This window comes from Mesorhizobium sp. M7A.F.Ca.MR.245.00.0.0, from assembly GCF_003997415.1.
Lineage (GTDB): Bacteria > Pseudomonadota > Alphaproteobacteria > Rhizobiales > Rhizobiaceae > Mesorhizobium.
In genome coordinates, this window is sequence record NZ_RZTE01000026.1 from 69,204 (window position 1) to 84,269 (window position 15,066).

Here is a 15,066-nt window from a genome sequence, read left to right on the forward strand (position 1 = left end):
GGCGCCGCTCCCAACATAGGCCGCGGCGCGAATGCTGTCAGGCGGCGATGGTGATGATCGCGCCGGTCTTCAGGGCGGCCACGAGCGCTTGTGCGTCGACTTGCGACGCACAGATCTCGCCCGGCCTCTCGGCCTCGGTAGCGCCGTTGAACGAAATGACCACATGACCCATTTCCAGCACCTTGCTCCACGCGCTGGAGCCGACCGCTGTGATAACAGCGGCAACCGGGCCGAGGGTGATCGAAGCGCCCTTGGCGGGCGCTCCGTCACTTGGTCCCTGCTCCGCCTTGTGGAGCACCGAAACCTCGGCAAGCTCCGGCGGCGAGCCATCCGCAAACAGGATGACCACGCCCCCTTCGGCAAGGTCCGCCACTTCGGGGCCGATGGCAGTGACCCGTGTTCTCAGCAGAACCGTCATATGGCGAACCTCATTTTTCTCAACTTTCCCTAGAGCGGTGAACCGCTCTATCTCTTTGTTTTGACGCAATTTCCAAGGGAAAGCATTGTGAGCTTTTCCCGGAGTTGCCTTAGAACACGATCAGACTGACGACCCAGGCGATCAGCACCGAGACCGGCCCCATGATCTGGCGGCTGATGAGCACCGCCGGAACGCCGATTTCGATCGTCTTCGGCTTGGCCTCACCGAGCGCCAGGCCGACGGGGACGAAGTCGCAGCCCACCTGGGTATTGTAGGCAAACAGCGCCGGCAGTGCCATTGCCGGCGAAATCGTGCCGTTGGCGATCTGCGGGCCGATAATGGCGACGCCGATGACCTGCGCGATGACAGCGCCTGGCCCGAGGATGGGCGACAGGAACGGCAGGCCGCAGATCGCCGAGATGATCAGCAGGCCGACGATGTTGTTGGCCAGCGGACCCATCGGCTGCGCCAGCACATCACCGATGCCGGTATACAGGATCAGACCGATGAGCATGGTCACGAAGGCCATGAACGGCAGCACGTTGCGGATGACCTGATCGATGGTGCGACGGCCGGCATTGAAGAAGATGCCGACGATACGTCCCATGACACGGCCGATCGTGCTGATGAGCCCGATCAGCCCACCTTCGCTCGGCAGCGGCTGTGGTGCCGCGGCCGCATTGTTGCTTGAACTCATCGCTGCTGCTCCCCCTGCAGTCGTGATCGTTTCGGATCCGTCCGCCATTGTGATGTTGGCCGGCTTCACGCCCGAAACGTAGATGTCCTCGGTGATGAACTGGGCCAGCGGCCCGGACTGACCGACCGGCGTCAGATTGACGGTCGGGATGCGCTTGCGCGGATAGACGCCGCATCGTGCGGTGCCGCCGCAGTCGACGACGACAACCGCCATCTCGCTTTCGATCGGTGGCGCCCTGAAGCCGTCGACGGCCTCGCCACCGGTCATGTCGGCAATAAGCTGCGCCACCGGGTGAATGCCACCACCGGTGACGGAAACAACCTTGCTGCGCTGTTCGGTCGGCTCGATGACGAGCGGGCCGCCCCAGCCGGTTTTGCCCTGGGTGATCCTTACGGCTTTGTATGTCTTGGCCATGATGTCCTCCCCGCCCTTACAGCTCGACGCCCTGGCGGCGTGCCATGATGGCGGTGATGCGTTCGGTCAGCATGCCCTTGAGCAGGATGACGACGAGGCCGACGATGGCGTACCAGATCGCCACCTTGACGTGGTAACCGGCAACGACGACGCCCTTCTTTTCCAGCTCCAGCAGCGCGACGAGAATGCCGCCCCAGACGAAATACTCGCCGGGATTGATGTGCGGGAACAGGCCGAGCGGCGGGTGCACATAGGACACGGCCGCGTCATAGAAGGCCGGCTTGTGCTTTTCTTCCAGGAACGATCCGAACGTATAGGCCATCGGATTGGTGAGGAAGAACACCGCCAGCAGCGGCAACAGCGTGTAGCGCGTCAGCGCGATCCGGCCGGCGCCGCGCGCCAGACCATGCACACGCTCTTCACCGACCAGTTCGGTGACCGCGTAGAAGGCCGTCATCAGCACCACCAGCGTCGGAATGATGCCGGTGACGAAGCCGGCGAAGACCTCGCCGCCCTTCTGGAAGATGCCGATAAAGTACTTGCCGATGGCGGTCAGCCAGCCGAGCTGCTCTTCCTGCTGGACGTCCTTCAGCTTTTCCTTGAACTGATCGACAGTGATCGGTCCGCTGTCCGCTTGTGCGAGGACAACGAGATGGTCGGAGGCATGCTCGACAGCGAGCTTGCCATGCAATGCGGCATCCGAGACCATGGCACCTGCGACATGCAGATTGTGCACGGCCATGTCGGCATGCTGCGCCAACAACGAAAATACAGACATTTCTCCTCCTTATGCCACCCGCCAGTTGATCCCAGTCGGTGCGCGGCGTCCTCTATCCCTTTGATTTAGAGCCCGAAATCCTCCGGCTCTAAGCCCTTGCTATGTTCAAGCCGGACAGGCCCGGCTTCTTCCCCGGCTCCGACCGTGTCTTGTCGATCTGCTCGATCGCTCGTTTCACGGCCTCGGCCACACCGGGTTCCCCCTCCCCCATGATTGCAGGGTTGGACCGGAGTTTATCGAGGGGAACACCCTCGAACTCTTCATGTCTTTTGAACTTGGTGAAGACGGAACGGCCGCTCATCACCATCAGGCGGCGCACGACCAGATCGGGTGTCACCACCACGAGCGCGATGGTGCCCTTGGCCAACCGACCGCGAAAATTGCCGGCTCCGACGAAGCCGTCCTTGTACTGGTCGGTGACGCCCCTGAAGACATCCGAATAGTGCCGCATCTGCAGCCAGACGCCGAGCGACTGCAGCGCCCACACGATAACCAGCAGAAGCAGTCCCCACTGCCAAATCGCCATTCGGTTCTCCTCCCGAAGCCTCAGTTGAACCGCACCTTGGACCGGCGCGTGACAACAGCAAAGTGAGAACATTTGTTTCCGAGAATGTCAATATGTATGATATTGACCTCGGCTGCGGTCATCCACAGGGACGCTGACCGATTTCGGCCGTGGCGCCATTGTGCTAGGCTGACCGGGAAACAGGATACGAGGAAGATGGATCTGCCCTTCAGGGACGAACTGGCCTTGATGCCCGATCTTCGCCATCGGCTGCGGCAGCTGCGCTGGTTCCGCGCCACTTTTCGCGGCAGCGCGAAGGTGGTCTCGGACACGTTCGGCGTGCGCTTCGAGATCGACGAGGCTAAGCTCACCAGGGCCTTTCTCGACTGGGTCGAGATCATGGAGGCGCAGAAGCGCTTCGCCGCGATCGACCGCGCTGACTTCATCGTCTTTGCCGCCGGCCTCGTGCTGCGCGAGTTGATAAAACAGGCGCCGGCAAAAGAAATCTCCGGCCTCACCCAGCTGATCGAGACGGAAACGAACGCCGGCACGCTGGAAATCGTCCGCTTCTGGCCGGAGGGTTTCCTCTACACCAACTACTGCGTCTCGGTGATTTCGGCGATCCACGAGCAGGAATTCGGCACCGCCCCCGGCATCGACAAATGCGCCGACGATTTGCGCACATGGTGGTCCTATCGCGAGAATGTGACCGAGATGCCGGCCTATGCGGTGGCTTTCCTCGACCGCTTTCTCGGCGCCGAACCGAACTGGATCACCCCGGATCGCGCGCAGTCCCGGCAAGCCATGCAACGGGCGCTCGGGTCTTCCCGTGCGAGCGATGCGTTACGCCAGCTTTGAGCCCGCTCTTCACGCCCCCCAAAAACGCACGCGCTATTGAACATTTGACTTTTTGCCGATAGCGATGTGCGAAAATTGACTCGAGAGGGAAACGCGTGGCGCGACCAAGGCCTATTATTTTCGATTGCGACGGCGTTCTTGTCGACAGCGAGCCTCTGGCCGCCCGCGCCTATGAGCGCGTCTACGAAAAGCACGGCATGCCCGGCGTCAACACCAGCATCATCGCCCAATGCATCGGCATGAAGCAGTCCGACATCATCGCCAGGATCAAGGAATTGACCGGCCACCAGTTTCCGGCGACGGCGGACGGCGACATCTGGGCCGAGACCAAGGTGCTGTTCTCGCAGGAATTGAAGCCGACACCGGGAATCACTGCGTTTCTGGAGACGCTTGCGGGCGACCGCTGTGTCGCCTCGTCCTCCTCCGTTGAGCGCATAAACCACAGCCTTGCCGTGACCGGGTTGGTGCGTTTCTTCGGCGACGCGATCTACAGCTCCTCGATGGTCAAGAACGGCAAGCCCGCGCCGGACATCTTCCTCTTCGCGGCGGACAAGATCGGCGCCAATCCCGTTGACTGCATCGTCATCGAAGACTCGCCCTTCGGCATCCAGGGCGCGGTCGCCGCAGGCATGACGGCGATCGGCTACACCGGTGGCGGCCATACCTATGCCGAGCACGCCGCGCGGCTGACAGCTGCCGGTGCCGATTTCGTCTGCGCCGACTGGCAAGAAGTTAGCCGGCAATTGGCCGGGCTCGGTGTGCCGGCCTAATCTGTCAGCGAACAGGCAGTCCAAGGCGCACCGATTCGTCGGCCGGGATCACTGGCCCGACACGGAAATTGAAGGACAAGACCCTCGTCGCACCGGTGTCGACCTCGCACCGGAAGCCCAGATGGTACCATGTGGTTGTCGTGCGGAAGGCGACATCCGGGGCGTCGAGGATATTACCGACCTTCAGCGGAACACTTGGGATCAACTCGGGGAAATACGAGGCGTCCAGCAGTTGCTGCTGCAACGCGCTGGCGCAAAGTTTGGCGGCACGCTGGCCGCGAGGCACGCCGCCCTTCGAGGTCGTGGCCAGCGCATCGCCGGTAGCGCCCTGTGAATAGAGCTTGCGGACGCCCGGGAGGCCCGAAGCGTTCCGAGATGCAGACTTCTCGGGCTTTGAGGGGCTGGGCTTCGGCGCATTTGTGGGTTTGGGCTTCGGCGCATCGGCTGATGTGGGAAGGTCGATCTCGCTGCCGCCGCCATCGGCAGCCAAAGGCGCTGGTGCCGCGCCCCGTTGCTTGGCGGCATCGAGCGCCGCCTGATTCTCCGCCTGCTGTTTGGCTGCTTGTGATTTATATATCTCCTCGGTTGAAGCTGCCTGCGTCTCCTGTGTGGGCTCGGCGTCCTTCGCCGCGGTTGCCGGCTTCTCGTCGGCCTTGGTTGAATCTGGCCGGCCCTCGGAGTCTACCGGAGTGGCGGATTGGTTCTCCGCCTGCTTCGGCACGACAGGCGGCTTCGAAGCATCCTTGGCCGGTGACGGCGAGTTGTCTAGAGCGCTGCCCCCATCCAGGGATTTCCTGGGGCCGGTATCCTTGTCGCCGAACTGAAAAACAGGCTTCAAAACCTCAACTGGCGAGGGCTTCTGAGGTCGCTTTTCCGGCGGAGGTGGTTTTTCGACTTTCTGCTCGGGCGGTTTTTCAACCTTCGTTTCCTGCGGCTTTTCGGCCTTGGGCTCCTTTGGGGGCGGCGCCGGCGGGGGTCTCGGCTTTGGCTGATCGGGCGCAGGCACGAGCGCGACGTTTACCGCCTGTTCCTGCTGCGGCTGTTGGGGAGGCGCCGGGAATTTGTAGACCAGGAACGCAGCGATGAGCGCATGCAGGATCAGCGATGCGGGCAAAGCCCACAACAGATGCCGCCGTTCTCCTGTCTCGCTCTTCATCCTGACCGATGTGGAATGAAATAGCGGCGGCTTCAAGCATAGGCATTGGATTTGCGCAATCTAGCCTCTGACAGCTTGTCGATTTGGATCATTATACCCTGCGGTAGCCCGACCAAGGTGCTGGGCGACGCAACAAGCGGCGGCCCACGATCCGGCCCATCATGACCTGGGATCAGCCAGTTCGCCGCCACCAGGATGGACGCCAATGCGGCCGACTGCATCGTCATCGAGGACTCGCCCTTCGGCATTCAGGGCGCGGTCGCCGCCGGCATGACCGCGATCGGCTACACCGGTGGCGGCCATACCTATGCCGAGCACGCTGCGCGCCTGACGGCTGCCGGTGCCGATTTCGTCTGCGCCGACTGGCAAGAAGTTAGCCGGCAATTGTCCGGGCTTGGCGTGCCGGCCTAATTCAGCGGATACTTGGCGAATCCACGACTGGCCCATTCGCCAGGCGGGACCAATGACCCCACACGGAAATTGAAGGACAGGACCCTCGTCGCATCGGGGTCGACTTCACACCGGAAGTTCAGATTGTACCAGGCGTTTCTGGTGCTGAAGGCGGCCTGCGGAGGATTGAGAACATTGCCTTTGTCCAGCGTAATGGTTGGCACCCATTTGACCGTATAGTCGGCACTTTGCAGTTCCCGGCTGAGGACATTGCCGCAAAGGGTGGCCACGCGTTGACCGCGCGGCACATTCTCCATGGAGCTTGTAGCGAACGCATTGCCGGTTGCCCCTTGCGAGTAAAGCTTTCTGACGCCCGGAAGGCCGGAATAGATCGGTGATCCTGCAACGTCGTCGTTGGTGGGATTTGACCTTCCAGCATTCCCGATCGGCGCTTTGAAAGCTCTTGCGGGCTTGAACGTCATTGTCTTGGCAGGTTTGGCTTTGGGCTTTGCCTTTCCAGTCGAGGCTGGAGGCGCCGGCTTGTCGCCGATCTCAGCCGCCAATGGCTTTGGCGTCACGACGGCTTGCTTTTCGGCGGGTTGCGGTGCGGGTTCCTGTTTGTCCGGCTGCTGTTTGTCGGTTTCCTCGGTCGCCTGCTTCTCCTCGCTTTGCGCGGGCTTTTCGTCCGGCGCAGCGGTGGCTGGCTTCTCGTCAGACTTGCTGGGCTCTGCCTTCTGCTGTGGCGTTGCAGGCGGGGCGGGCTGGGTTGGCGCGGGTGTCGGTGCTACAGGCGGCTTCGCCGCCTCATCCTTGGCCGGCGACGGCGTGCTGGGCTTAGCGCTGCTTCCGTCGAGCGATTTCTCCGGCCCGGTATCTTTCTGGCCGTACTGGAAAACGCGCTTCAGAACCTGGTCGTCTGGCGGCTTCGGCGGTTCCGGAGCCGGCTTTTGTTCAGGCGGCTTTTCAGCCTTCTTTTCAGGTGTCGGCTCAGGTGGCTTTGGAGCAGGTTTCGGCTTGGGCTTCTCGGGTGGCGGCACGATCGCGACATTGACGGGCTGTTCCTGCTGAACCGGCTGCTGCTCGGGTCTCGGCAGGCCATAGACCAGAAACGCCGCGATGAGCGCATGCAGGATCAGCGATGCGGGCAAAGCCCACAGCAGATGCCGCCGCCGTTCTCCTGTCTCGCCCTTCATCCTCACCGATGTGGAATGAAATAGCGGCGGCTTCAAGCATAGGTGGTGGATTGGCTTGATTTAACCGCTGACAGGTTGGTGATCGGATGACGACGCGCAGACCCCAGGTCAGCCAGTTTGCCGCTGGCGCGGGATCCCGTCCAGAAACCGTTCGTCCAGCCGTGTCTCGCCAAACCAGTTCAGCCGGTTGATGCTGATGAAGCCGGCATCGATCGCCTCGTTTTCGTCACCCGGCTGGCTGTCATGGGCCCGACCGCGCGGCACCGTGATGATAGTGCGATCGCCATCGCTTTCCACGATCTCGGCCTTGCGGGCGATCTTGTCGCGACCGATGCGCGGCTGCCGGATTTCGGCCGGCAGCGCCGTTGGCAGGTTGACGCTCAGCCAATGACCCTCCGTCGCCCATTCTGCGCGCGATTGCCACAACGAGGCGATTAGCGCGCCAAGCCATTGGTCGTCGCCATCGGTGAAATCAGGATTTTTCACGCGTGAGAAGCCGATGGCTGGAACGCCCCAGAACGTCGCCTCCCGCGCAATGCCGAGCGTACCGGAATAGGCAAGGTCCTCGGCAACGTTGCGGCCATCGTTGACGCCCGACAGCACAAGGCCCGGCTTCCCGGAATCGGCGAACAGCCAGGTCATGGCGCTTACCACGCAATCGGCCGGGGTGCCGGAACAGGAGTACCAGTTCGGTTTGACGCGCCGCATGGTCAATGGCCTGGCAATCGTCAATGACGAGCCGGCAGCGATGCGCTTGCCGTCGGGCGCGACCACCCAGACATCGTCGCTCAACGCGCCGGCCGCATTGACCAGACGGGCAAGCCCCGGCGCTTCGATGCCGTCGTCGTTGCAGATCAGAATTCTCATCGTTTTCTTGCCTCCGACACCACTATGCGCTGGCCGGTGCGGCATTGCGTGCGCAGCGACGGGATGTGGGTTTGCAGATCGCCGAGAAGGTCCGGCGTGCAGGAATGACCGAGTGCGGCGGGACGGCCGGCCTTCTCCCAGATGTCGACATTGCCCGACAGCGTCGGATGGGTCGGCATGCGCACCCAGTCCGCCCGGCCGGCCTTGTGCAACAGATCGCCCGGCGAGCCTGACGGCAGATGGCCGGTAAGCAGCACCGGAAAACCGGAATGGTCGGCACGCGGCAAGAGGCGCGACGACGGGCCGGCTTCACCCATGCCGTCATCCGCCAGCAACGGCGTGGACGGCAGGGGATCAGCATCGGCCCAGTCGGCTGCTTCCTGCAAGCGGCGGCGCAGCAACGCGCAAACACCCGGCAACAAGGCTGCCGTGGCGCCGATCTGCGCTTCCAGGGACGAACGCATGCCGGCATGGATCGCGAACGGCCCAGGCAAGGCCGCGATCAGCTCCAGCGACCGACCCGAGAGCGGCGTCGGCAAAAGACACCCGTCCGAATGCCTCGCCACCCATTGCGAGATTTCACGCGCACGCGCCGCCCCCGGCACCGGATCGGCGCCATAGGAAGCATCGAGGACAAGCAGGTCGCAGTGCGGGATCGTATCCATGACGAAGACATTGCTGTCCGGCACCACATCGGCCGAATAGGCGACGAGGCTCTCGCCATCGTCCACGGCAAACCAGACGCCGCCCACGACATGCCCCGAGCGTCCCGTCCGGATCGTGAGATTTCCGCTCTTCAGCGTATCGCCGGGTTCGAACAATTCGATGCGGTCTTCGGGAAAAGGGAACCGCCTGAAATCCTCGGGCTCAGCATAGCCCGCGAGCGTGGCAGGCGCCTCATTGCGGGTCTCGGCCGTCATGAAAATCCGGCCGGCATAGCCGCGCGACAGCAGCCAGCTCAGCGCGCCGACATGATCCTCATGCGCATGCGAGACGAACAGCGCGTCGATATCGGCGACCGACCCGTTCAGCGCCGGATAGTAGTCCGCGCCCGAAGCGCCAACCTTGATGCCGACGTCGAGCAGGATGCGATCCTTGCCGCTGCTGACAGCAAGGCTGGTGCGGCCCTTTTCGCCAAAGCCGCCGAGCAGGTCGAGCATCATCACGATGCCGCCCCCGCCGCCGGGATCAGCCAGCCGGACCGTATCCGCAGACGCGCCTGGGCTCCGCTCTCCAGCACAACCGGGTCGGGCTGTTCGAAATGCAAGGTGAGATCGGGACTGGTCGAAGGCGTGAATTCGATGCGCGCCGAGCCACCCTGGTAGATCACCCGCTTGACCAGGCCATCGAAGCCGGGACCGTCCGGCGACACGTCGAGATCGGCCGACCGGCAGCAGATCTTGGCGCCAGCGCGCGGCCGCTGGCCTGGCCGGCAGCGGACAACCAGTTCAGCGCCGAGAACCCGGACCTTGCAGTGGCCTCTTTCTTCCGCGCTCAACACATCCGCGGGCAGCAAAATGCCTTGCGAAATGAAGGATGCGACCATTTCATTTGCCGGCTCATGATAGAGCTCGCGCGGCGTCGCCAGCTGGGCAAGGCGCCCGCCATCCATCACCGCGATGCGGTCGGCCAATGCCATCGCCTCGGCCTGATCATGGGTGATGTAGACGATGGTGGTGCCGGTGCGCTTGTGGAAGGATGCGAACTCGTCCTCCATCGATGCCCTCAGATGCACGTCGAGATTGGCCAGCGGCTCGTCGAACAGCACCAGCGAGGGCGCGGCGACAAGGCAGCGCGCCAGCGCCACGCGCTGGCGCTGGCCGCCGGAAAGATTGGCCGGCCGGCGATCGCCCAGCCCTTGCAGATTGACCAGGGCCAGTGCGTCTTCAACCTTCCGGCGGGCGACGGCCTTATCGAGCTTCGCCACCTTCAACGAATAGCCGATGTTCTCGGCCACCGTCATATGCGGCCACAGCGCATAGTTCTGGAAGACGATGCCGACGCGCCGCTTTTCCGGCGCGACGCTGCCGCCCTTGCCCGACACGACCTCGCTGCCGATGCGGATTTCGCCCGAAGTCACTTTCTCGAATCCGGCCACCAGCCTCAGCAACGTCGTCTTGCCGCAGCCGGAAGGGCCGAGCACCGCCAGGAACTCGCCGTCGGCGACGTCGATCGACACGTCCTTGACGGCGTCGAAATTGGCGAAGCTCTTGGTCACATTGTCCAGGCTCAATCGCGCCATGGCAGCACTCCGGTCGGAAGGTAGGGGGCAAGCAGATTGGTGACCAGCATCAGCACGAAGGTGACCGCCACGGTGATGACGGACATCGCCGCCGCATAGTTGGAATCGCCGCCCTGCTCGAAGGAGAACATCACCACGCCGATGGTTTCCGAGCCCGACGACCACAGCAGCGCCGAAACGGTGAGTTCGCTCAGTGCCGTCATGAAGATCAGCAGGCCGCCGGCGATCGCCGCCGGTGCCACCAAGGGAAAGATGATCGTGCGCATGCGCGTGAACAGCCCGGCGCCGGCCACTTGCGCAGCCTCCTCCAGCGCCCGGTCGATCTGGTGATAGCCGCTGATGGTTGGCCGCAGCGCCAGCACCAGGAAGCGGGCGAGATAGGCGTAGAGGATGATCCAGACGGTGTTGTAGAGCTGGATGCCGGTCAGCGGGATCGGCCGCAGGAACATGAGCAGCGAGGCGATGGCCAGCACCACACCGGGCAGTGCATAGGGCAGTTCCACCGACAGATTGAGCAGCCGCACCCAGCGCTGCTTGCCCCAGGCGATCAGATAGCCGATCGGCACGGCAACCAGGACCGCGAAGAAGGCCGCCGCGATCGACAGCCAGAAGCTGTTGAAGAAGGCGCGGCCGGCCGCGTCATGCTCGAACAGCACGAAGCGATAATTGTCGAGCGTCGCCGTCTTGGCGGTGAGCGCGATGCCGTAGCCCGGCACCAGCGATGTCAGAACCAGCCCGAACAGCGGCAGGAACAGCACTACGATGATCAGCAGCCACATGCCGGCCTGCACGGCGGGCCGCCAGCGGCCGAGTTCGTATGGCTCGGCCGAAAGCGATGTGGAGCTGATGCGATAGTCGCGGCGGCGGCTCATGATCTCCTGGGCAAGGATACCGGCCATGGCGATGATGCCGATCAGCACCGACAGGAACGCGGTTTCGCCGAGGACGGCGGGGCCGCCGCCGGCCAGCTTCTGATAGATCAGCGTCGGCAGCACGAGATAGTTGGCGGGAATGCCCAGAAAGGCCGGAATGCCGAAATTGCCGACGCAGGAGACGAAGGCGAGTGCGGCGGCCGCCATGATCGACGGCGTCATCAAGGGCAGCACGATGGTGACCAGCACGGTGAACCAGCCGGCGCCGCCCGCCCGCGCCGCTTCGACCAGCTCGCGCGGCAGCTTGCGCAGGCCGGCGCGCACCAGCAGGAAAACCAGCGGGCCATACTGCACGCCGAGCAGCAGGATGATGCCCGATGTCGAATAGAGCGGATTCCTGGTACCGAGCGGCGGTGCCGCCCCGAACAGCTTGAGGAACGGGCTTGCCGGGCCGAACAATTGCAGCCAGGCCAGCGCCGTCACCTGCGGCGCGATCATCAAGGGCATGACGTAACAGAGCACCATGGCGCTGCGAGCGCGGATATCGGTCAGAGTGACGAGGACGGCCACCAGCGTACCCGACAACACCGCAAGCAGGGTGCCGCCGATACCGACGACCAGTGTGTGCCAGGTGGCGACCCAGGTCGCCGGACTGGCGAGCCCCGCCTTTATCGCGACGGCCGACAGCGTGCCGCCGGGTGCCACGATCTCCTTGATCAGGCGCAGCATCGGCAGCAGCGAAAGCAGGACGATGACGATGGCCACCGCCGCCGTCAGGACCATTTCCTGGCCCCGGCTTTCCCTGATCCGTGTTGACATGATTGCTTTCCTGGGATCGATCAGCCGATGCGCTCGGGTTTCGCAGTCGGCATGCCGCTAGGGGGGCATGCCGACTGGATTGCCGGCTCAGCCGCCGAACAGTTCCGAGAACTTCGCCTTGTCGGCGTCGGTCTTGGCGACGATTGCCTTGGTGTCGAACGACATCACCTTGACCTTGACGCCTTCCGGCAGCCATTCGGGGCGGCCGACCGAGGCGCGCGCCGGCAGATAGCCCATCGAAAGCGCAAGCTTCTGGCCGTCATCGGAAAGAATGAAGTCGACGAACTTCTTGGCGCCATCGACATTCCTGGCGGTCTTCATGATGGCGACCGGTTCGGTCACTGCCGGCACACCTTCCGAGGGGAACACGAACTCGACCGGGGAACCCTTCTTCTTGGCGTTCATCGCCATGAAGTCGACGAGGATGCCATAGGGCTTCTCGCCCGAGGCCACCGACTTCAGCACCGCACCATTGCCGCGCACGCTGACGGTGTTGTTGGTCTTCAGCTTCTGGAAGAAATCCCAGCCATAATCGGCGTCGCCGACGAAGCCTGAAAGCAGGTAGGCGGCGGCACCCGAATAGAGCGGGCTCGGCATGACCAGGCCATCTGCATAGGCCGGCTTGGCGAGATCTGCCCAATGCTGCGGCTTCTCGGCCGCAGCGGTGTTGTAGACGATGCCGGTGGTGATCAGCTTGCTGCCGAAATAGGTCTTGTCGGCATCATAGGCATCCGCTTCGATGCCTTCGAGCTTTGCCTCGGGATAGGGCAGCAGCCGGTCGTCCTTCTTCAACAGCTCCATCGAGACCGCATCGGCGATCAGAAGCACGTCGGGCTGCGGGCTGCCGGCGGCAAACTCGGCCGCCATCTTAGTCAGGATATCGCTCGTTCCCGAGCGATAGATATTCACATCGATACCCGGCTGTGCCTTCTTGAAGGCATCCACGGTCTTGGCCGCGTCGGCTTCTGGTTGGGACGTGTAGAGCGTCAGTGTTTCGGCGTTTGCCACCCCGGCAAACAAAGTTGCCGCGAGTGCCAGCTGGCTGGCCAGCAGCTTGATGAAGTGCGTCTTCAATGAGACCTCCTGTCTTGTCTGTGCATGACCGGTCCGGCTCTGGCCGGCTCCCCGTCTCTTCCTCCCTGCACGGCGCATATGACTGGTGGATGACACTGCGCGTGAAACCCACAAAATATGTTCATATGTACGATGTCAATTACAAATGAACAGAAATGTGCAACAATCGACACGCCGAAGATCCGGCATCAGTTGACATCCGGCCGGTGTTTCCTTGATGAGCACCGGGCAGGCCACGGCTCATGAGGGACAGGAACCGATGACCACAGAAAAACCCAGACAGGCTCGCCTGCCGATGGTCTCGTCGGACCTTACCGTCAAGACGGCATGGCTCTACTATGTCGAAGGTTTCACCCAGGAACAGATCGCCGAAAAGCTCGATGTCTCCAGGGTGAAGGTCATGCGTACCCTGGCCTCGTGCACCGCCGAAGGCATCGTCGTCACCATGATCAACGCGCCGACCGCCGGACAGGTGGCGCTCGAGCGGGAGCTGGAAAAGCGCTGGGGTCTGAATGCCGCCGTCGTCATCCCGACGCCTTCGGCGCATGACCATCTGGAGAAGGCCATCGGCCACGCCGTCGCGGCCTATCTCGGCGAGCAGATGCAGGACGGCATGACGTTGGCGATCGGTGGCGGCGCGACCCTGCATGCCAGCCTCGGCTTCCTTGCCCGCCGGCAGTTGAAGCGTGCCTGCGTGGTGGCGCTCGTCGGCAGCCTGCCGCATTCGCAATGGATCAATCCATCGATCGTCGCAGCCAAGGTCGCAGACGTCTTCGAGGTCGACAGCTACCAGATCACCGCGCCGGTGACGGTCGACAATTCCTCGCTGCGTGATCTCCTCTGGGCACAGCCGGCCCTGCAGGATGTGCGCCAACGCGCGGCGACCGCCGACATCGCGCTGCTCACCGTCGGCGACATGTCGCCGGACGCCACCATCTTCCGGCACGGCATCGTGCCGTCATCGCTGATCGCTCCGCTGAAAGCGAAGGGCGCGGTCGCCAACATGCTGTGCTATTTCGTCGATGCCGCCGGCGGACTGGTCGACCACGAGGTCAACAGCCGCGTCATGGCCATCGATCTCGATGTGGTCAGCAACGTGCCTAATGTCGTTCTTGCCGCGGGCGGCAAGCGCAAGGTCGCGGCGATCCTCGCCGCGCTGAAAGCCGTCGACACCAACGTGCTGATCACCGACAGCGATACCGCCACGGCGCTGCTTGCCAAGGGCGGCTGAGCCGGTTCGACTGGCTCCGGTGTTTCCCGCTAAATGAGCCCGCGCTCGCGCAAAAAATCCTCGACACCAACATGGGTCATGGATTCGAATTCGGCGACCGCCTCGGCCACCCGCTTGCGCTGCGCCGCCAACAGCGTGAACACCTGCTTCATCTCGCCGGAAACGCCAAAACGGCTCCACCGCTCGGCGATGTGCGTGGGCAAGCCGATGTCGGCGCAGAACGCCTCCAGGCTGTCATAGCCGAGGCTGGCGACGAGCTGCCTGGTCTCGTCCGCCGACATGCGCGGCTCGAAGGCGTGGTCGTGCAGGCGCTGCGCCACCAGCTTGATGTCGGATGGCGACGCGCCCATGACCTTGCCGAACAGGGTTTTGACGTCAGACGGGTCGAATGCAGGCATATTTTGGCCTCCCTGGATCGCAATCCAGATAGAACATGGGTCAAGGGTCGGCGCCTGACAAGTCGTTTCTGTCGTAAGCCGGCGCATCATTCGGCGCCGGCTTCTGCTTGATGGATCAGACCAGCAGGCCCATCGGATTTTCAAGGAGGCGCTTGAAGGCGACCAGCAGTTCAGCCCCCAGGGCGCCGTCGACGGCGCGATGATCGGTCGACAGCGTCACCGACATCACCGTGGCGATCTTGATCTCGCCGTTCTTGACCACCGCCCGCTCCTCCCCGGCGCCGACCGCTAGGATGGTCGCATGCGGCGGGTTGATGACGGCAGCAAAATCCTTGATGCCGAACATGCCGAGGTTGGACACCGCCGTGGTGCCGCCCTGATACT

General features: G+C 63.2%; 16 protein-coding genes and 1 pseudogene. 4 read left to right on the plus strand and 13 right to left on the minus strand.

Annotated elements, in window-relative coordinates:
- Positions 1-37: 37 nt before the first annotated feature.
- The 4 genes from EOB80_RS23345 to EOB80_RS23360 form a co-directional block, all read right to left on the minus strand.
- Positions 38-418, minus strand: a complete 381-nt coding sequence (locus EOB80_RS23345) for a PTS glucitol/sorbitol transporter subunit IIA (RefSeq protein ID WP_127330003.1) — start codon at positions 416-418, stop codon at positions 38-40.
- A gap of 109 nt (positions 419-527) precedes the next feature.
- Positions 528-1,529 carry a PTS glucitol/sorbitol transporter subunit IIB gene (locus EOB80_RS23350; RefSeq protein WP_127295941.1) on the minus strand — a complete coding sequence of 334 codons (1,002 nt, stop codon included), beginning with the start codon at positions 1,527-1,529 and terminating at the stop codon, positions 528-530.
- Between the two features lie 16 nt (positions 1,530-1,545).
- On the minus strand, positions 1,546-2,307 hold the full coding sequence (locus EOB80_RS23355; protein WP_013529328.1) for a PTS glucitol/sorbitol transporter subunit IIC: 762 nt from the start codon (positions 2,305-2,307) through the stop codon (positions 1,546-1,548).
- An 88-nt stretch (positions 2,308-2,395) separates the two neighbouring features.
- Positions 2,396-2,833, minus strand: a complete 438-nt coding sequence (locus EOB80_RS23360) for a transcriptional regulator GutM (RefSeq protein ID WP_023811041.1) — start codon at positions 2,831-2,833, stop codon at positions 2,396-2,398.
- 195 nt (positions 2,834-3,028) lie between these two features.
- Here EOB80_RS23360 and EOB80_RS23365 point away from each other — a divergent pair, with 195 nt between their 5' ends.
- Both EOB80_RS23365 and EOB80_RS23370 read left to right on the plus strand, forming a co-directional pair.
- Positions 3,029-3,670: a hypothetical protein gene (locus EOB80_RS23365; protein WP_024503716.1), complete on the plus strand. Its 642-nt coding sequence runs from the start codon at positions 3,029-3,031 to the stop codon at positions 3,668-3,670.
- A gap of 95 nt (positions 3,671-3,765) precedes the next feature.
- Positions 3,766-4,440 (plus strand): HAD family phosphatase, encoded by a 675-nt coding sequence (locus EOB80_RS23370; protein ID WP_127330005.1) that lies wholly within the window; start codon positions 3,766-3,768, stop codon positions 4,438-4,440.
- 4 nt (positions 4,441-4,444) lie between these two features.
- Here EOB80_RS23370 and EOB80_RS23375 read toward each other — a convergent pair whose 3' ends face one another.
- Positions 4,445-5,596, minus strand: coding sequence for a DUF930 domain-containing protein (locus EOB80_RS23375; RefSeq protein ID WP_127330007.1), 1,152 nt, complete (start codon positions 5,594-5,596; stop codon positions 4,445-4,447).
- Between the two features lie 180 nt (positions 5,597-5,776).
- Here EOB80_RS23375 and EOB80_RS23380 point away from each other — a divergent pair.
- Positions 5,777-6,007: pseudogene (locus EOB80_RS23380) on the plus strand (HAD family phosphatase); the annotation flags it as partial.
- Here EOB80_RS23380 and EOB80_RS23385 read toward each other — a convergent pair.
- The 6 genes from EOB80_RS23385 to EOB80_RS23410 form a co-directional block, all read right to left on the minus strand.
- The gene (locus tag EOB80_RS23385) at positions 6,004-7,179 is read right to left on the minus strand and encodes a DUF930 domain-containing protein (protein ID WP_127330009.1); all 1,176 of its coding nucleotides are present in this window, start codon (positions 7,177-7,179) and stop codon (positions 6,004-6,006) included. The pseudogene EOB80_RS23380 and the gene EOB80_RS23385 sit on opposite strands and share 4 nt — an antisense overlap.
- Positions 7,180-7,287: 108 nt before the next feature.
- Positions 7,288-8,046, minus strand: coding sequence for a 5'/3'-nucleotidase SurE (locus EOB80_RS23390; protein ID WP_127330011.1), 759 nt, complete (start codon positions 8,044-8,046; stop codon positions 7,288-7,290).
- The gene (locus EOB80_RS23395) at positions 8,043-9,209 is read right to left on the minus strand and encodes an MBL fold metallo-hydrolase (RefSeq protein ID WP_127330025.1); all 1,167 of its coding nucleotides are present in this window, start codon (positions 9,207-9,209) and stop codon (positions 8,043-8,045) included. The genes EOB80_RS23390 and EOB80_RS23395 overlap by 4 nt, the downstream gene beginning before the upstream one ends.
- Complete coding sequence (locus EOB80_RS23400; RefSeq protein WP_127330013.1) at positions 9,209-10,288, minus strand: ABC transporter ATP-binding protein; 1,080 nt, start codon at positions 10,286-10,288, stop codon at positions 9,209-9,211. Before EOB80_RS23400 ends, EOB80_RS23395 begins: the two co-directional genes overlap by 1 nt.
- Entirely contained in the window at positions 10,276-11,979 is a 1,704-nt protein-coding gene (locus EOB80_RS23405) for an iron ABC transporter permease (RefSeq protein ID WP_127330015.1), read from the minus strand. The genes EOB80_RS23400 and EOB80_RS23405 overlap by 13 nt, the downstream gene beginning before the upstream one ends.
- 87 nt (positions 11,980-12,066) lie before the next feature.
- The gene (locus EOB80_RS23410) at positions 12,067-13,053 is read right to left on the minus strand and encodes an ABC transporter substrate-binding protein (RefSeq protein ID WP_127330017.1); all 987 of its coding nucleotides are present in this window, start codon (positions 13,051-13,053) and stop codon (positions 12,067-12,069) included.
- Between the two features lie 259 nt (positions 13,054-13,312).
- Between EOB80_RS23410 and EOB80_RS23415 the strand changes: the two genes are divergently transcribed.
- Positions 13,313-14,284 carry a sugar-binding domain-containing protein gene (locus EOB80_RS23415; protein WP_127330019.1) on the plus strand — a complete coding sequence of 324 codons (972 nt, stop codon included), beginning with the start codon at positions 13,313-13,315 and terminating at the stop codon, positions 14,282-14,284.
- Between the two features lie 29 nt (positions 14,285-14,313).
- Here EOB80_RS23415 and EOB80_RS23420 read toward each other — a convergent pair whose 3' ends face one another.
- A complete protein-coding gene (locus tag EOB80_RS23420) occupies positions 14,314-14,682 on the minus strand; it encodes a hypothetical protein (RefSeq protein WP_127330021.1) in 369 nt (122 codons plus the stop codon).
- A gap of 115 nt (positions 14,683-14,797) precedes the next feature.
- Positions 14,798-15,066 (minus strand): 2-oxo acid dehydrogenase subunit E2 (locus EOB80_RS23425; protein ID WP_206516835.1); only part of this gene is annotated, 269 nt, incomplete at its 5' end.